Below are 17,879 nucleotides of genomic sequence, written 5' to 3' on the forward strand. Positions count from 1 at the left end.
GGGCCCCCGCTGGAAGGCGAGATCACCGATCGGCTCGGCTACGACCGGCACGACTGACCGGGAAGAATAGCGGAATAGCCGCGACGGCAACCGCGCCAAGACTGTGGTGACCAACGTCGGCCCGGTGGAGGTGCGGGTGCCGCGCGACGTGGCGGGCAGCTTCGATCCCCAGCAGGTGCGCAAGCGGCAGCGCCGGCTGTCGGGAATGGATTCGAGCCGTCATGAAGCGGCCAGAATCGTCGATTTGAATGTACGCCGACGAGCGCGGCTCGGGGGAGTCCTGCACGAGTACGCACATGGCGCTTGAACTGCGCCTGCCGAAAACTGCCGCCATTTCGCTGTTCAGCCGCTATTTGGCCCCTAACCGAACAGAAGTCAGGACCGCTGGTGTGGCGGAATGCACGATTCGGCGAGGAACTTCGAGAGGGTTAGGGTCGTCATCTCTGACATGAGCAGCGAAGAACGTAACAATCGGTTCCGGCACCTGCCGGGGCGGCCGGACCCGGCGACGTGGACGTCTGGTCTGGATGAGGAGCCGTTGCCGCAGGTGATCGCCGAGCCGGCGGAAGTGAAGGACACCGGCCTGCGCTGGGTGGCGCCCGAGCTCGAAGCGGTACGGCAGATCAGCGATGCGCTCGTACGGCGCCGCAGTTCCCGTGACTGAACGGAACATTCGCACGGCTGCCGGGAATGTATCCCACGACCCGCCGGCCTGGTACTGGTCTTCTTCACATGCGTGAGAGGATCCCGACCCACCTGATCGCCGTCAGGTATGCGGAGTACTGTGGAGCCATGGCACTGATCATGACATGTCGATCGGTCTGCGGTGCCGGGGTCGTCCGGGGATTCGCGGCCGGCATGGCGGCGACCGTGTCGGTCTTGGCGGCTATCGCTTTGGCCGGCGAGATTCCCGAGCTGCTCTGGTTGACGCCCGCGCTGATGCCCCTCTACCTGCTGCTCGCGTTGCCCATTGGGGCATTGGCCAGCCGCCTGGCGAAGCTGCCTGCGCCCGGGCGCACCGCGACGTCGGGCTGGCTCATCGCCTTGGCGGCCGGGCAGGTGCTCGCCTGGGTACTGCCCTCCGGGGGACACGACGCGGCTGCGGGGATCTTTGTCCTCGGCCCTTCCCTGGCGCTGCTGGTCCTGCCGGTCGGATTCGCCCTCGTGGCCCTGCGCGGCAAGCGCTACCACATCAGATCGCGGTCGGCGCGTCAGGAGAACGTCTTCGGCTCACCGCACCGGCCGCGATAGACCGCACCTCGTCATTCCACACCGCGGGACCGGGCTTTGGCGGCCTTGGCCGCGTCCCACATCGCGTCGGCGTACACCCACAGCGCCTCCCGGGCGCGCACCTGGCGGGCCCGGCCGACCGGGTCCAGCTACAGCTCGGCCAGGTCGATCAGGTTCTGCTGGTGGCGGGTGTTCCAACATCGCGTCGCTGTCGGCCATCACGGTATGCCGCCGTCCAGGCCGTCTCCCACAGAGGACAAGGGCGCCGTAGGTCGTGGCCTTTCACGAACGTGGTCACGCTGACGCGGGCCCTTAACGGACGATCAACACAATCGACATGATCGATTCCGCATCGTCACATCCGGCCGCGAAACTCGCCTCAACCTGACCACCGCCACCGATCAGAACGCCGGCTCAGCGGCCAGGGCCGGTCGGTGGAACATCCGGAGTGTCTTGTTCGTCCTGCGAGGTGTGACCACTTCACCAGATCTTGATGAGCGGTTGCGCGACGCAGCTGCCCGCATGCACCAGGCCGACCACCTGCGGCGGCTGCGTGAGGCCACCGCAGAGCAGATCCAGCAAGCCCACCGCACTCTGGCCGACCTGGAGCTGGAGTTGTCCCTGGAGGAGGACGACGTCACCCGCTTGGAAGGCGGATTATCCGCCGTCCTGGCCCGCCTGCTGGGCAACCGCGAGGAGCGGCTGGACCGCGAGCGCGCCGAGGCGGCCGCCGCCAGGCAGCGGGTCGACGGCCACCGCGCCCGCCTGTCCCGGCTTGAGGCGGACGCGCGTGCGGCCGAGGACGAGCTGGCCGGACTCGCGACGGCCCCGAAGGAGTACGCGGAGTTGCTGGCCGAGAAGGAGCGGCAGCTCATCAGCGGCGGTGATGCCCGTGCCAGGGAGTTGGCCGACCTCGGTGCCACCCTCGACCGTGTGACGGCGGACGTGCGTGAGCACGCGGAGGCCCACCGGGCCGGGCGGGCCGCACATGACGCGCTGGGCCATGTGCTGCGTCATCTGAACTCGGCCAGGAACGCCTCCACCTGGGACATGTTCGGCGGCGGCCTGATCGCCGACTCCATTGAGCACAACCGGCTGAGCGCCGCTGACGAGGCTGCCTGGCGCGCCCAGCGGGCCCTGGACGTCTTCTCCCGCGAGCTGGCCGACGTGGGCGTTTCCGCACGTCCTCACCTGCCGCAGGTGGACACGCGGTGGTTCGTCGACACGTTCTTCGACAACATCATCACCGACGTGATCAAGCATCAGCGCATCGAGAACACCCGTGCCGAGGTTGCAAAGACCACCCAATGGGTTCGGGACGTGGGCGCTCGCCTGCAGGCCCGCCACGCCGAGCTGTCCGCCGAGCGTAAGCGGCTGCTGGCCAGACGGGAGGAACTGCTGCGCGGCTGAGGCCCGGACACAGCGGTTGAGGCCGGAACACATACGCGCAACGACAACCGGGTCGGCTCTCACGCCCACAAGATCGGCAGGCCAACCTCCTGGCCGGAGATCAGAGCACCGCAGCGAGATTCGCATCGGCGGCACACCAGGTGGTCCGACAGCGCTCGAACGCTGATGCTCTGCTTCACCCAGGACCGCAGGGGAGTGGGCTGGGCGGGCCGAGCGCACGAGTCCCATACTTTTCCACGAGGGTGCCGCCGGCGGTGTGGGGGAGCGGCCCGGCAGCTGTCATTCGGCGGCGGTCACAGTGGCGTCAGGCGGCGCACCATGACGCCGACCAACTGGTCGCCCCGGACGAAGCCGAAGGCCCGGGAGTCCCAGCCGGCGGCCGGATTGTCGCTCAGCACGACGAGAGTACGCGGGGGCACTACGGTCTCCGGGACGTCGCGCAGCGCCGGGAAGCGTTCTCTCGGCACGGGGTCGCCGGCCACCGCGACCGCCCGCTTGATGAGCAGTCGCCGGCCGGGACGATCCCGCTTCGGCGCCTCCGCCTTGGGGACCAGTTCAAGGCCCAGTTCAAGACCCGGTGGCGGCTCGTACACCACGGGAGGGTCGGGGATCCGGACGACCACGACCTGGCCGACGCGAACCCGGCTGGCCCTGCGCACGAGTAGCCTGTCGCCGGAGCGGAAGGACGGCTCCATACTCCGCCCCTCGACGGTGGCGACCAGATAGTTCCGGCGGATCCACCACAGCGAGGCTCCCAGCGCCAGCGCGCCGCACGCCGGGAGCAGCAGCGCGCCCCGCTTCACCGCGCCTCCTGGTATCCCGCGGCCTGGAGCCGGAACAGTCGGGCGTAGTGACCGTCCGCCTCCATCAGCGCCTCGTGCGGTCCCTGCTCGGCGATCCGCCCGTCGTGCAGCACAGCGATGAGATCGGCGTCCCGTACGGCACTGAGCCTGTGGGAGATGAGCAGGCTCGTACGGCGGGCGCGATGCTCCCTGATACGGGTATGAACCTCGTGCTCGGCCTCCGGGTCCAGGCCGGAGCTGGGCTCGTCGAGGATCATCAGGTCCCTGCCGTCGCGGACGAGGGCCCTGGCCAGCGCGAGACGCTGCCACTGCCCGCCGGACAGCACCACGCCCGTCTCGGCGTTGCCCTTGTCGGCCTCGGAGAAGAAGATGCGCGTGAGCAGGGTGTCGTACCCACGCGGAAGCTCGGAGAGCGTCTCGTGCACGCCGGCGCGGACGGCCGCCTCCCTGATGCGGGCCGGGTCGCCCAGAGCGGGTAGGTCCCCGAGTCCGATGTTCTCGGCGGCGGTCATGTCGTAGTTCATGTGGTCCTGGAACACGGCGCTGATCCGTTCGCGGAGCGCGGCGGGAGGGATGTCTCGCAGGTCCACGCCGTCCCACAGGATCCGGCCGCGCGTCGGGTCGTACATGCGGCACAGCAGCTTGATGAGGGTGCTCTTGCCCGCGCCGTTCAGCCCGACGAGGGCCACCGACCGGCCCTGTGGAACCGTCAGATCGATCCCGCGCAGCACCCAGGGGTGGTCATCGCTGTAGCGGAACCACACGTCCTGCAGCTGGATGCCCCGGCTCAGGGCGAGAGCCGTGCCTTCGTCGACGCTCGGCAGGTCCGGCTCGGCCCTGGTCACCGCGACGTAGTGCGAGAAGGTGAGCAGCCGCTGGTGGGCGGAGGCGACCGAGGAGATGAGCGTGTTCAGCCCGGCCTGCACGCCGCCGACGGCCGCGACGAACATGGCGACGTCGCCGACGCTCAGCGATCCGCCGCGGGCGGCCGTGATCGCCCACCACAGCCCGGTACCAGAGACCACCGCGCTCAGCACGGTAAGACCGCCTTGGGCGACCAGTTCGCGGCGGTCCATCCGGGTTTCCGCGGCGTTCGCTTCGCGCCGGTCCGCCATCATCCGGGCACGCAGGAACGCGCCGATGCCGAACAGCCGGATCTCCGTGGCGGCCTGGACGCCGGTGAGCAGACGACCGTAGAAGAACTCGCGCCGGTGGATGGGCTCGATGTCCCACTGCACGGCGGCCCGTCTCCGCGACAACAGCAGTTCGGCGACGAGCACGGGGATGGCGGCCAGCACCACGAGCGCCGTCATGGCGGGGCTGAGGATGAGCAGCGAGCCCACGAATCCGGCGAGGGACAGGATGCCGTGCAGGCTGCCGCAGATGCCGTTGACGAGGTCACCGGTGGTCCCGGCCCCCTCCTGGGCCAGGCGTAAGCGGTCGAGGAAGACCGGATCCTCGAAACGCCGCAGCCCGACCTGCCGCTCGGCCTCCGCGAACAGCCTGTCGGTCGCCTCCACCCCGGCCCGGCGGCCGGTCTGCGCGCGCAGGTAGCGGCCGATCCCCGGCAGCGCCGCGGCGGCCAGACCCGCCGCGGCCAGCCCGAGCGCGAGTCCGGCGACCGCGCCGTCCGGGGTGGCCAGCCGGTCGAGGACGGATTTGGTGAGCCACGCGGTGGCGACGGGGGCCGCGGCCTCGGCGACTGTCATGATGACCTGGCCGATGACCCCTCCAGGCGCCGACCGCCAGGTCAGTGACAGGGCTGCCGCGGCGGCCGAGGTCAGCTCACGGATCCCGCTCTGCCGGATCGCCCCGTGAGCGATCATGCCGACGACGCGATGGAGAGGTCCTCCAGACGGCCACCCGCGGCGACGACGCGGTGATCGGAACCGATCAGGTAGACCGCCGGGGTCCAGGTGTTCTGGAACGCACGGGCCACCGGGCCGTCGTAATCCTCCACGATCACGCGCGCCACCGGCTTGAGCACGGCGACCGCTTCCGGGTCGTCCCCTGCGACCACCGCCACCACGTTCTCCCGTCCCACGGCGCAGGCGTGCTCGGCGAAGCGGGGCAGGAGCCGGTGGCAGGGCACGCATCCCGCGGAGAAGAACCCGACAAGACCGGTGACCGTGTCGTGGGACACCGCCTCCCCGTCGACGGACTCGGCGGCGAACTCACCGACAGGCGAGCCTGGCCGCAACGCGATGGGGGGACCGGCCGTCGCGGCGGCACTCTCGTTCGTCTGCCTCGTCCGGCGGATGAGAGCGACGGTGAGCAGCAGGTTGAACACGGACAGCAGGCCGATGATCACGACCGCTGCGGTCAAGAAGGGCATTAGGTGTTCCTAGCGAAGAGATCGACGATGTCGTCGAAGGAGGCGATCAAGATCGTTCCGATCAAGCCTGCGCCCAGTGCCATGGCCGTCCCGGCGAGCACCGGCGAGCCATCGGGCAAGAGCGCGGCAAGCGTGGCGGCGGCGATCAGGAGGTTGTTGCGGACGAGGTGGCGGGCGCTCAGGGGTGCGAGGGACGTGCCGAAGCAGCGGCACGGGGCGCGCTGCCCTCTCCTCAACGCGGAAGCGATTGCCGCAGTGAACGTGACGAGCAGCCCGCAGGCGAGCGCGAGGCCGTACGGCCGGGCCGTCGGCGCCGCGACCAGGATCGAGACCAGCGCCTCCAGTGCCACCACCACTGCGGCCAGCGGCCTGACGGCCTTGCCGGAGACAGGGACAAGCCCGGGGAGCGACCGGGCGAACCCCTGAAAGTCTCGCAGTTTCGACACCGCCGTGACCGCGAAGACCAGGCCAACCAGGAAAACGCATCCGATCCGCACGTACTCCATCCGCCCACCCCCACCGATCGGCGGGCGGTGGGGGACCACCGCCCGCCGGACAGCAACCCGACTACCTCATATGCACTTGCCGACCTTGGTCACCTGGCACGGCTGGTCCAGGCAGCACATCTCCTGATACATGTAGTTGCCGATGCAGTAGTACCTGTAGCTGCAGCCTGCCTCCACGGTCGCCTTGTGCGCGACCCGTGCCAGCAGACGATCGACGAGACCAATCATGATGTCTCCTCTCCGGCGTTCAGCCGTGTCGTATCGAACTCCGTCGAATGGCGTCCCCAAAGATACATGATTCTAGAGCAGATGCTCCGTTATTTGCCCGATGCAAGCAATGAAGATCACGACGATGGTGGCGGGCCTGGCGGTCTCGGGTCTGCCATCCTCGGGGTCCCCGTAGCTTCCGGCCGGAAATCCAACGGATATGCCTCTGGCTGCATAAACGGGCAGGGCTCAGGTCTGGCCTGTCAGGCTGAGACCTCTGCATAAGCGGCAGGTGAGCGGCGTATCCGTTGGATCCTGCGCCACTACTACCGGGACCCCTGCATGGTCATGGTGTCGCGGCGGGAGACCTCGTCCTCGCACAAGACCTGCAGGAGCGCTGGAGAGGGACATCCGCGACTGGATGGATCAGTGGAACGACGACCCTAAGCCGTTCGTCTGGACCAAGACCGCCGAAGATATCCTCGAATCCCTCGCTAAATGTTGCCGACGAATTTCGGGCGCTAGCAGACACGCCTGTAAGGCACATCCGGTAGGTATCGTGCCCAGTCGCTCTCCGACAGGGTGGTCCCGGCGCGCCGGCACACGGCCGCCACCACCCGCTCGGGGTCCACGGGGAGCTCGTAAATCCTGCCGCCCGCCGCGGCGTACACGGTCCGACCGTCCGCGCTGAATTCCACAGAGTCGGGGCCGTCGACCGCGTTCAGGTCGAAGGCGCCGCCGATCCGCCGCCTGGCGCCGGGGTCCCACAGCTGGATCGTCCCCCCATCGCCCATGCCGGCGAGGGTGCTGCCGTCGGGAGAGAACTCCAGGATGGTAACCGCCCCGCCGGCGCGGGGTAGGACCGGCCGGATCGGCGTTGGTCCGTCGGCGTTCCACAGTGCGACCCGGCCCGTCCCGTCCAGGCTGACCGCGATGACCCCCTTGCTGCTCACAGCCAGGCCGGTGGAGGCGTCGAAGCCCTTGCCGACCGGAGCGCCCCTGGTGACGTCAAGGAATCTCCCGCTCGCGGAGACCATTGTCCTCCCGTCCTGCATCAAGGGCCCTCCGCTGTAGATGCTGTGGAAGTCGTGCAGCTTCGCTCCGGTGGCGGCGTCGTACACCACCACGCGGGGGTCGTCGCGTCCGTTCCCAGGTGCCGTCAGGGAAAGGACCACGGTTTTGCCGTCGGCGCTGAACTGCGCCTCCTGGGGTACGTTGATCGCCGGTGCCCGGACCGCCCAGACCTGTTTCCTTGTTCTCAGGTCGATGAGGCTGACCTTTCCCTCGATCTGTGCGATGACCATGCGATCACCGCTCCTGTCGAAGCCCACCGCCGACGACTGATCGGCCAGTATGGGGAACGTCGCGACGTCGCGGTGGGCGCGGAGATCCATGAGACGAAGGCGTGCCGCCTCATCTGCTGTGATCGCGGCCCAGCGGCCGTTCTGGCTGATCTTGATCTTGACGGCGTCTCCCGCGCGCGTGGACGCGACGTACGGGGCGAGGTCGACGCCCACCACGGAGTCGTCCATGAGATAGCGCAGGGTCCTGCCGTCGGGGTCGAGGCGGACGTCGGCCAGGTCTCCCTCGGCCCGGTAATCGAGGATCTCCTGGTGATCGGCAATCCGCCACACCTCCAGGTCGCGCCCGGCGAACGCCACGAGGTGACGTTCGCCGAGGCGCAGTTGGGCGTTCCACCTCGAGCAGAGGTCACAGGACCAGCTCTCGTCCTTGACCCGCACACTCCCTGTGGCAGCGTCCACCAGCGCGATGTCGTCACCCACGCAGGCGAGGACCTTGCCGTCCGGGCTGAAGGCGGCCGCATCGGTCCGGGTACGGCAGGCGGGGTAGCGCCGCTCCCGTTTCCAGCCGGGCAGCGACCGTCCCTGCAACGTCTCGGCCCTGACCAGCAGGTGCCTGCCCGTCGGATCGACGAGGAGGTTTTCCATCAGCGCGGAGCCGCCCTCGTCTACTTCGACGTCCTTGCCGAGCCTCTTGCCCGTGGAGAGGTCCAGCAGGTATTCGAGCCCTTCGAAGTAGCCCACGAGGAGGGTCGTCTCGTGCTCGCCGAACAGCGCGTACATGCCCCCACCCCCGGCGGGTTCCAGCTTCCGCGTGAGGATTCGCCTGCCCGTCGTGAGATCCCAGACGCCCAGTTCCTCAAACGTCGCCTGGGCCAGCAGGCGGCCGCTCCTGCTGAGGACCGGATCGTAGTAGATCTCCCCCTTCACCCCCAGCTTCGGCCAGCCGCCAGTCCGCTTGCCGGTGCGGACGTCGTAGACGTTCACGCCCCCCTCGCTGACGCTCACCAGCGTGCGGCCGTCGCGGCTGAGCACCCTGTGGGCGACGCCCTGGGTCGGCGGGTCGTGGAAGACCGCGGTCTCCTGCTGCTTGAGGGAGTCCATGAGGCTGGAGCGGGCCTCGATCTCTGGAGAGACGCGCCAGGCGGCGACGCTCAGCAGCATCGCCATGACCGGATCGGTCGCGCGCATGCTGTCCGCCACGGCCGCGACCTGCTTGGCGGTGGCGACGTCGCGCTGCCGGGTCACCCGCGCGCCCTGCCACATCGCCACGCCGCCCGCAGCGAACGCCGCCACCAGCAGTCCCGCCAGCGCCAGTGTGGTGAGGCGCCTGCGCCTGGCCCGTTTCCTGGCCAGCTCGCCGCCGGCTTGCAGGAAGTCGCGCTCGCAAGGGGTCAGTGTCATGCGGCGGCGGCCGGTGGCGGCCCAGCTCAACGCCTGATCCAGGCGGCTGCCCTGCAGCAGGTCGCCGTCGCGCCTACCGTTGTCGGCCCAGTGCCGCGCCGCCTTGCTGATCTGTCCGACCACGGCCAGCCCGTCGCGATCGTCGTCCAGCCACATCCGCAGCCGGGGCCAGACGCGCAGCAGTGCGGGACGAACCAGTTCCACCGTGTCGCCGTCCGAGGTCACGAGGTACGCGAAGGCGCGTAAGACGCGCCGCACCGCCTCCGCCTCGCGCTCGGGGCGGCCGTCGACCAGCTCGCTGTACGGGATCGACCGGAGGACCTCCTGGCCGTCCTCTTCGAGCTCGACGAGCCGCAGGAACACCTCGGCGGCCAGCTCGCGCTGCTCAGGCTCCAGGGCGCCGTAGGCGTCCTCGGCGATGGTGCCGAGCGCCGGATCCGCGCGATCTGGCCCGGCCACCGCCCGCGCGGTTCGGCTGCCCGCCGCCAGCAGACCTTTGACATCGCTGCCGTCGCCGCTGACCAGTGCCAGCAGCAGGTCGCGGGCCGCCGGCCGGTCGGCGGGGTCCTTGCGGAGGGCGGCGGAGACCAGCTCGGCCAGCCGCGGCGGCAGTTCGCCGAGGTCGGGGTGGTGCGACAGCACCCTGTGCATCACGCCGCCCAAGGTGCCCGCGTTGAACGGATCCGTGCCAGTGGCCGCGAACATCATGGTCGCGCCCCACGCGAACACGTCGGCGGGCGTGCCCGCCCGCTGACCCAGGAACACCTCGGGCGCCACGTAGCTGGGCGTGCCCGACACCTCGCCTGTTTTGGTCAGCGACATGTCGAGGGTCCGCGCGATCCCGAAGTCGATCACCCTGGGGCCGTCGGTGCCTAGCAGTACGTTGTCCGGCTTGAGGTCGCGGTGGATGACGCCGGCCTCGTGGATCGCGGTGATCGCGGTGGCGACCGCGGTGGCCAGCCGATGCAGGTTGTCGCCGGCGAACCGGCGCCCCGCCACCACCGCCTGCCGCAGGCTAGGGCCCGGCACGTACTCCGACACGATGAACGGCCTGCTGCCCTCCAGGTCGGCGGCGAGCACCCGGGCCGTACAGAACGACGCGACCCGGCGGGCCGCGGCCGCCTCCTTGGCGAAGCGATCGCGGCTGCCCTCGTCACCGGCCGCGTGCAGGGCCTTCAGCGCGACCCGTTGCCCGTCGGCGTCGTAGGCCTCGTAGACGACGCCCTGGCCACCGGAGCCGAGGCGTCCGGCCAGCCAGTACTCGCCGATGCGCTGAGGGTCTGCCGAATTCAGCATTTCCACGCTTGGGTTAGATGCGGAGTGGTACATCGAGGTTGCCGGATTCCGTCCACCTCTGCTTGCAGCGCGGCGGCGAGCATCTTGTGGCCGGAGACCTGCGACAGACCGAAGGCGAAGATGTGCCGGGCGTCGTGCGGGCGCAGGGTGCCGAGCTTGCGACCGGGGTCGGGTATCTGGACGTCGTGCAGGCGGCCGATCTCCCCGACGATCGTGTTGAACCGGCCCGCCCGAGCAGGTCCAGGGCCTGCCGGTGGGACTTCTCGGCCGCGGCGAGCTGCCCGAGGTCGCGCTGCACCAGGCCGAGGGTGGGCACGATGGGTCGCCTGCGTGACGTCTGCCGCGCTCGGGGCGCGGGCGGCGGTCCGCACGGGCGGGCGGTCGCGGCCTTGTAGGCGTCTACAGGGGCATGCGGGCGGCCGTCATGAGCAGGGGCGAGCCGGTTCCGTGATCGGCCGCGACCTCGGCGAGCAGGGCGGTCAGCCACCCCAGGGCGTCCAGTGACCACTCGGCCAGCGCGCCCAGGAACGTGGCCCGGTGGCGTGGCGGGCCGGTCCACAGCTCGTTGATGAAGGCCGGCGGGATGATTACGGCGTCGTCGTCATTCGGCGAGCACGACGTGAAGGAGAACACGTCCTGCTGCAGCTCCCGGAGTTGCGCGAGCATCAGCGGCGCCGCCGAACGGATCGCCGGGTCCTGCCCGCCGTCGACCGTCACGCGCACCCGCGTCCGTGCCTCCGGATCGGAGTCAGCGAACCATTCGGCGTCCTGCAGCAACGCCCCCACCCCTGCCAGGGACGGGGCGATGGTGCGGCCGGGCAAGAGGATCTGCAGCGCCTGCAGCCGCAAGGTCCCGATCCGGGCCACGACATCGCCCGCGCAGGTCAGGAACGGCTGCACCGGCAGCGGCCTGCCGGGAACCGGATCGGCCGACACCTGGAACCAGGCCACCCGGCCGAGCCCGGAGCGGCGGTCACTCGCGTCCCGCTCACCAGGGTCGGGCGTGCCGGCGTCGTTCATGCCCCACAGGCCGGCCGCGTCCTCGCCCGCCAGCCAGCCCATGGCCGATGATCTCGCCACGAACAGGCTGTAGGCGTCGGAGGAGGCGACGCGGTGGTCACGCAGGGTGTGTGGTGTGAGTTCGCCGTACAGCGCCGCATGCATGGTGTCCACGTCGCCCCCAGGTCGCCGCCTAGTGCCTACAGCTGACATCTCTTTCGGGTGTGGTGTACGTGTCCGGGGGGTCCATCATGCCGATGATGTCGACGTCGACGACACTACGCCATCTCGTAGTCGCAGCGCTCGTGCATGTCGCGCGCCCGGTAGCCCGGTTGCCGGCGCCACCACCAGAGCGGACCTTGTCCTTGCCGGGGCTGCCCGCGGGCGTCCAGGTGCCGTTGATGAACTGCTCCAACTGGACGGTGACCAAGGCCTGGGTACCGGGCGGGCACTTGGTGACCTCTACCCACCAGCCATGCCCCGACGCCTCGAAGGCCGAGCTGGAGACGTGCACGTAATCGCCCATGGTCTTGAAGAGGCACGCCTTCTGGGGGTCGACCGTGCTATTGCGGGCCGTGTCCACTTCCCCCGAGGGGAGGATGGACTCCTCGTCATTCGCCGACCACTCTGCCTCGTCGGGATCGAGAGCGGTGATCTCGTCGGCGGACGACTCCGCGAGGTCGGTGTCGGCGGTCGCCCACAGCGCGGGGGGATCCGCGCTCGCGGCCGACGGTGCCGCGGCGAACAGGGCGGCTGTGACGGCCACGGCCGCACCGGTCGTTCTCCATGCCTTTAACATGCGCTGACTCCTCTGAGAAGACGGATCGCTTCCGCCCCGTTATCTCGATCCAGTTGTTGACCAGCAAGAGCGCTGATCATTGAGACGTTCAGTCGGCGATGACCACCGGGCGCTGCACAATTCGCCCGCACAAAGGGCAGGGCACAGCACAGCGGGTGAGCGTCGCAGGACGCGCCTCGCGAAGAGGAGCCGGCGATGCGCTCTACAACAACGAGGTGATGGCCGTGCCGGGTCAGCAGCAGGCGGCTTATTTCGGGCAGCGCCCTACCCGGCCGGCGCGCAAGCTGGTCCGGGAGTCTGCGGAATCTTCGGATCCGGACGTCCCGTCCCGCTCGGACACCCGGTTTCGTGCTGTGAGCTGGGGTTTTGCTGCATGATCAGGGCAGCGGCTGCGACTATCGCGAGGTGGTGTTGTCGCTGTCTGCCGGTTTTGGACGGTCCGGGAGGTCTTCACAGCTGAAGGGCTGCGAATCATCACCACGCTGCCGCGGACACCGAGCGGGTCATCCGCACCCTGCGCCGCGAACTCCTGGACCGGATCCTGATCCTCAATGAACGCCACCTGGCCCGCGTGCTTCAGGAGTATCTGATCCACTGCAACGGGCACCGTCCGCACCAGTCCGCACGTGGCCGGCGCCGCGCAGGCCGGCACAGACCTGACCGGCCGCACGGCGACCGGCTGGGACCCGGACGCCTCCAGCCGCTCCATCCACGGCATGTGCACGCAACCCCTGACCTGTCAATAGGCGCTACCACAGGTAAGCGGGCATGCCCGGGTACCGAGCTCGGCGCCGGCGAGGGCTTCGCGGCCGCTGCGGTGGTGCCTGTCACCGCAGGCCGCCACGGTGAGGAACACGGTGAGGTACGCCGTGAGGGCCAGCACGCGCGACATGGGCGCGGGTGCACGGCTGGGTCCGGGAAAGGGCATGGGAGCCGCGGCGAGCGCGCGGCACCGGCGGCGGAGTCGTGGATGCTTCGGGCGTTCCTCCACGGCAAGGCAACCTGCCCGGTAAGACGCCGGGGCCGCGCGCGTTTCACCCCCATGGGCGTGCCGCGCGGATGGCCGTCACGCGAACGGCGTCAGGAACTCCCGTGGCTTGAGCACGCGGCCGACGATTCGCACGTCGCCGATCCACCCGTAGTAGCCCTGCCCGTACGCCAGCGCGAACTGCGTGCCGCCGATGGCGAACGGCCGGCCAAGGGTCGAGATGCCCTTCGACGGCTGGGACGGGTTGCGGGCGATCCTCGACCCGTCCACGTACACCACCGTGCGGTGAGCGTCGTTGACCACCGCCACGTGCATCCAGCGGCCCACCGGGAGGGCGTGGCTCCACGAGGTGGGGTCGGCGTCGCGGTCGGTGGGGTAGACGACGTACTGCAGGAACCGCTCGGGCGACAGGTTGAGGCTGCACGCGGGCTCGTCGGGCGACCAGCCGCTCGACTTGCCGGCGTCGCCGCTGCGGCCCTCCCAGCTCAGGATGCCCATCCAGGCGTGGTCGCCCTCGAACGGCTCAGGCAGCTTGACGAAAGCCTCGATGGTGTAGCCGGACTCGAACTTCATGGCGTTGATGGGCGCGTTCGCCGCCGACCTGAGCACCGCCCCGCGGTCCGGGCTCTTGCCGCCGTCGAAGCGGAGGCTGGCGTGGGCGGGCTGGCCCTCGTGGTGCTCGGCCGACCACCTGAGCGTCTCGGGGGCGCTGGCGTGCAGCAACTCCATGGTCAGGTCGTTGCCGCCGCCCGTCAGGTCCCGGGCGACGGTCCCGGCCGGGACGACCCCGCCGTCCGTGCCCGCCACAGCCAGGCCCTCGGCGTCGAACCTCCAGTACGCCACCGTGCCCTTGGGCATCACCGCCTTGGCGGGCCTGGATGGGGGCGTCGGGCGCGGGGCGAACCCGGCGAAGCGCTCGTCGAAGTCGATCTCGATGCTGAAGCGGTCGACGGGGCCGGTCAGCTCCAGATGCTCGGCCTCCAGCGGGGTGCGCTCGTCTGGGTCGCGGGCCAGCAGCCAGGGCGACAGCGTCTCCACGTCAACCACGTTGCGGACGAGGTCGAAGGCGTAGAGGCGGATCATGCCCGCACCGCCGTAGTAGCGGTCCTGGTAATTGGCGATGTGCACGTGGACGTCGTGGCCGGCGTCGTTCTTCAGCACCGTGCGGCCGGGCGGCCAGTAGTGGCCGTTGAGCGTCAGGAAGATCTGGTCGTTGCGCTTGATGAGGCCGTCCCACAGCCGCTGCCCGTACTGCGACAGCGCCGCCACGCCGTCGTCGCCCGCCCAGGCCAGGTCGTGCGTGGTGAGGATGGCGGGCAGAGTCCGGTTGGCGTCGATGACGCCCTGCGCCCACTGCAGGCCCATGTCGGAGATACGCCAGTCGAGGGCGAGCACCAGCCACTTCCGGCCGCCCGCGTCGAGCACATGGTAGCTGTTGTAGCCGTCGGGCGAGGCGCCCCGGAACGTCGACATCCGGGCGTACCTGGAGGGGCCGAACGCCTTGAGGTAGGCGGTGTCGCCGCGCTGGTCGTCGGTGCCCGAGTTCACGTCGTGATTGCCGGCCAGGACGCTGTAGGACAGGCGGCCGTCCAGCGACTTGAACGCGTCGGAGGCCAGGCCGAGCTCTTCCTCGGTGCCGTGTTCGGTGACGTCGCCGAGGTGCGTCATGAACGCGATGTTCCGGCTTTCGCGCTCGCCGGTGAGGAAGCGGAACGTCTGGCGTACGGGGGCGGGGTCGGAGCGGTCCTCGTCGAACAGGTACTGCGTGTCGGGGAGCACGCCGATGGTGAAACGCGGGTTCTCACGGTCGCACCGGCCACCGCCGGTGGCCGCTTGCGCGGGGGCTGCGCCGATGAGGGTCCCGGCGGCGGGGGCGGCGATGGCCGCCTGCAGCAGGGCCCGGCGGCCGAGGGAGGGGTGAGGCATGTCAGCACCTTGATCGTCGCACGTGGCGCGGTGGTGCCCCGGGCGGTAACGCTCACCTTCCTCCGGGGAAATCTTTCACCCCTGGCTCGCGCGCCCGATTCCGGCCCCGTTCCGGCCACACTCCCGACCCCAGCCGGCCGGGCCCGGCGCGCGTCCTTGAGCAGACGCTCAATCCCAACTGAGCGTGGCACCACTACGCGCCGTCCCAGATCCGGTCACCGATCCAGCCAAAATCGTCGACCTGAACGTACGCACTTATACGGACGGGTCGCGGCCTCGCCGCGACGGCTACGGCCTCGCGTCCTGACGATTACATGACCGGTTCTCTAGGGGGAGGCCGGGCCGAGGCTCCATCCGGTGACGTTGCCCTTGACGTCGCCCGCGGCCAGCCAGGACTCCCCGTCGTCCTCGGCGATCACCACCGAGTAGACGCGCCCGCCGGGAGACTTCAGCGGGTCGCCGAGTTGCTTGCCGCTGCGCAGGTCCCAGACGCGGATGGTCCCGTCGAACCCGCCGGAGGCGACGACCGCGCGGCCCTTCACCCTGCCCACCGCCAGGCAGGCGACCTCGGCGGTGTGGCCGGAGAACGAGGTCTGCTCCCGGCCGTTGCGCAGGTCCCAGACGCGGATCTTGCGGTCGGAGCCGCCGCTGATGCCCACCGGCGCGCCGTCCATCACGGCGGTCGCCACAGCGAAGACATCACCGCTGTGGCCGTGGAAGGTGGCGCCCAGAGCGCCGGTCTCCAGGTTCCACACCCGCGCGGTGTCGTCGGCCGACGCAGTCACCGCGAACGGGTGCCCGTCCATCGTGCCGGTCGCGACACCGAACACCGGGTCGCCGCCCGCCGCCTTGGGCTGGGGTCCGGAGTCCTTGCCCGTCTTCGGGTCCCACACGTGGACCTTTCCGGCCTCGTCGCCGCTGACCAGGACCGTCTTGCCCGACACCTGTGCCGGGGCGATCGCGTAGACCATTTTCTGGTGGCCTTTGTAGGTGGGGCCGAGCGGCTGGACGCTCTCCGCGCCGGAGACGATGACGGCGCCATTCCGCAGCCGCCTGAACGTGACCGCCTGCCCGTCTACTTCGCCCACGTCGATGGCGGCGTTTGTCTCCTCGCCGCTGGAGTTCTTCAGCTCGGCGAGTTCGCTGGGGCGCGTGTCGAACTTCCACACCTTGGCCACCCCCTCGGTGCTGCCGGCCAGCACCGCGCGCTGTCCGTTGTAGATGCTTACCGCCAGGGTGTTCACCTCGTCGCCGAGGGATACCTCTGCCACCCTCCTGCCGTACGGCCGGGCGGCGACGCCGGTCGTCGCCGACGGTATGCCCGTCGTCGCCAAGGGCGTGGGTGTTGATGGAGAGTCGCTCGCTCCCCACCGCAGGGCCAACACAATCACGCTCACGAGTACCGCCACGGAGGTGACCGAGCCCACCACCAGGAGCTTAGACCGCTTGCGGCGTGGGTCTGTGGTGAGGGCGGCGGGTGGCGTTCCGGGAGCGGGTGCCCCGGCGAAGGGCGGTCCTGCTGACGGCATGCCGGTAGAGGGCGTCCAGGCGGGTGCCACTCCGGCCGGAGGAGCTTCCGCTGGTGGAGTTGCGGCCGGGTCCCCACCGATGGGCTTGGTCACGATCTGGCCGTGACCGAGGAGGAGGTGCAGGACCTCGGCTGCCGTGGGACGTTCCGGCGGCGCCTTGGCCAAGCAGCGGGAGAGAACGGCGCGCAGGGGCTCGGGGACGCCGTCCAGATCCGGCTGGGCGTTGAGGATGCGGTACATTACTGCAGGCAGTGTGTCCTGGCCGAAAAACGGGCGCCCGGTTGCGGCGAAGCCCACGGTCACCGCCCAGCTGAACACGTCGGATGCGGGCTGCGCCGGCTCACCGTGGATCACCTCGGGAGCTATGTACGCCGGGGTGCCCACCGAGCCGCCGGTGGCGGTCATGTCGATCGCGCGCGCGATGCCGAAATCGATCACCCGGGGGCCGTCGGAGCCCAACAGGACGTTCGACGGCTTGAAGTCGCGGTGGACGATCCCGGCCCGGTGGATGGCCGCCAGTGCGGTGGCCGTGCTGACCGCGATGCGATCGAGCGCGCCTCCGGACCTGGGTCCGTGCTCGCGGACGGAATCCTCCAGTGACGGGCCGTCAACGAACTCCGACACGACGTAGGGTCTGTCGCCGTCGACCGCCACGTCCAGCACGCGGGCTGTGCAGAACGCCGCCACCCGCATGGCCGCGTCCACCTCGCGTAAGAAACGCCCGCGCGCCTCGCTCTTCCTCGCGAGCCTGGCATGCAGCACCTTGATCGCCACCCGCTCGCCCGAGGCACGCTCGGCCAAGTAGACCACGCCCTGCCCGCCCTCACCGAGGCCCCCAACGATGCGGTAGTCACCCAGCTGGGTCGGCTCGCCAGCTTGCAGGGGGCGGAACATAGTTCTCGACGATACACGTTCAGCAGATCAACGGCGATGCCGCACGTTCACGCACCTGGGGGTCGGGGATCGCGGGATCCGGCTTGTTCGCTCCCACGATCCTGCTGGTCAATTCGCGGAGCGTCGGGTGTGGTCCGTGATCTGGCGGTGGTTGTTGTGGATCATGAGGGGGCGGCCTGTCGCCCCTCGCCCGGGCTGCGCGGTCCGGGTACGTGATGAGTGGGGCGTGCCGCGCGCCCGCCCCACAACTCG

Annotated in this window: 14 protein-coding genes; 4 read left to right on the forward strand and 10 right to left on the reverse strand. The window is 69.8% G+C overall.

Annotation, left to right across the window (positions count from 1 at the left end):
- The first annotated feature begins 106 nt into the window (after positions 1-106).
- The 4 genes from ABZS69_RS59730 to ABZS69_RS59745 all read left to right on the forward strand — a co-directional run bounded on the left by ABZS69_RS59730 (position 107) and on the right by ABZS69_RS59745 (position 2,640).
- Complete coding sequence (locus tag ABZS69_RS59730) at positions 107-307, forward strand: transposase (RefSeq protein ID WP_355391555.1); 201 nt, start codon at positions 107-109, stop codon at positions 305-307.
- A gap of 141 nt (positions 308-448) precedes the next feature.
- The gene (locus tag ABZS69_RS59735) at positions 449-664 is read left to right on the forward strand and encodes a hypothetical protein (RefSeq protein ID WP_355391558.1); all 216 of its coding nucleotides are present in this window, start codon (positions 449-451) and stop codon (positions 662-664) included.
- Between the two features lie 128 nt (positions 665-792).
- On the forward strand, positions 793-1,251 hold the full coding sequence (locus ABZS69_RS59740; RefSeq protein WP_355391560.1) for a hypothetical protein: 459 nt from the start codon (positions 793-795) through the stop codon (positions 1,249-1,251).
- A 480-nt stretch (positions 1,252-1,731) separates the two neighbouring features.
- Positions 1,732-2,640, forward strand: coding sequence for a hypothetical protein (locus ABZS69_RS59745; protein WP_355391563.1), 909 nt, complete (start codon positions 1,732-1,734; stop codon positions 2,638-2,640).
- A gap of 293 nt (positions 2,641-2,933) precedes the next feature.
- Here ABZS69_RS59745 and ABZS69_RS59750 read toward each other — a convergent pair whose 3' ends face one another.
- The 10 genes from ABZS69_RS59750 to ABZS69_RS59795 all read right to left on the reverse strand — a co-directional run bounded on the left by ABZS69_RS59750 (position 2,934) and on the right by ABZS69_RS59795 (position 17,627).
- Positions 2,934-3,443: a S26 family signal peptidase gene (locus ABZS69_RS59750; protein ID WP_355391566.1), complete on the reverse strand. Its 510-nt coding sequence runs from the start codon at positions 3,441-3,443 to the stop codon at positions 2,934-2,936.
- Positions 3,440-5,269, reverse strand: coding sequence for an ABC transporter ATP-binding protein (locus ABZS69_RS59755; RefSeq protein WP_355391568.1), 1,830 nt, complete (start codon positions 5,267-5,269; stop codon positions 3,440-3,442). The genes ABZS69_RS59750 and ABZS69_RS59755 overlap by 4 nt, the downstream gene beginning before the upstream one ends.
- Positions 5,266-5,769 carry a hypothetical protein gene (locus tag ABZS69_RS59760; RefSeq protein ID WP_355391570.1) on the reverse strand — a complete coding sequence of 168 codons (504 nt, stop codon included), beginning with the start codon at positions 5,767-5,769 and terminating at the stop codon, positions 5,266-5,268. The genes ABZS69_RS59755 and ABZS69_RS59760 overlap by 4 nt, the downstream gene beginning before the upstream one ends.
- Positions 5,770-5,777: 8 nt before the next feature.
- On the reverse strand, positions 5,778-6,284 hold the full coding sequence (locus tag ABZS69_RS59765; protein WP_355391573.1) for a MauE/DoxX family redox-associated membrane protein: 507 nt from the start codon (positions 6,282-6,284) through the stop codon (positions 5,778-5,780).
- A gap of 66 nt (positions 6,285-6,350) precedes the next feature.
- Positions 6,351-6,512, reverse strand: coding sequence for a hypothetical protein (locus ABZS69_RS59770; protein WP_355391576.1), 162 nt, complete (start codon positions 6,510-6,512; stop codon positions 6,351-6,353).
- A 500-nt stretch (positions 6,513-7,012) separates the two neighbouring features.
- Complete coding sequence (locus tag ABZS69_RS59775; protein ID WP_355391579.1) at positions 7,013-10,492, reverse strand: WD40 repeat domain-containing serine/threonine protein kinase; 3,480 nt, start codon at positions 10,490-10,492, stop codon at positions 7,013-7,015.
- Between the two features lie 399 nt (positions 10,493-10,891).
- On the reverse strand, positions 10,892-11,665 hold the full coding sequence (locus ABZS69_RS59780; protein WP_355391581.1) for a hypothetical protein: 774 nt from the start codon (positions 11,663-11,665) through the stop codon (positions 10,892-10,894).
- A gap of 19 nt (positions 11,666-11,684) precedes the next feature.
- Positions 11,685-12,290 (reverse strand): hypothetical protein, encoded by a 606-nt coding sequence (locus ABZS69_RS59785; RefSeq protein ID WP_355391583.1) that lies wholly within the window; start codon positions 12,288-12,290, stop codon positions 11,685-11,687.
- 1,066 nt (positions 12,291-13,356) lie between these two features.
- Positions 13,357-15,204: a LamG-like jellyroll fold domain-containing protein gene (locus tag ABZS69_RS59790; protein ID WP_355391585.1), complete on the reverse strand. Its 1,848-nt coding sequence runs from the start codon at positions 15,202-15,204 to the stop codon at positions 13,357-13,359.
- 326 nt (positions 15,205-15,530) lie between these two features.
- Entirely contained in the window at positions 15,531-17,627 is a 2,097-nt protein-coding gene (locus ABZS69_RS59795; protein ID WP_355391587.1) for a serine/threonine-protein kinase, read from the reverse strand.
- Between the last annotated feature and the right edge of the window lie 252 nt (positions 17,628-17,879).

The sequence above is a fragment of the Nonomuraea sp. NPDC005650 genome, assembly GCF_040605375.1.
Lineage (GTDB): Bacteria > Actinomycetota > Actinomycetes > Streptosporangiales > Streptosporangiaceae > Nonomuraea.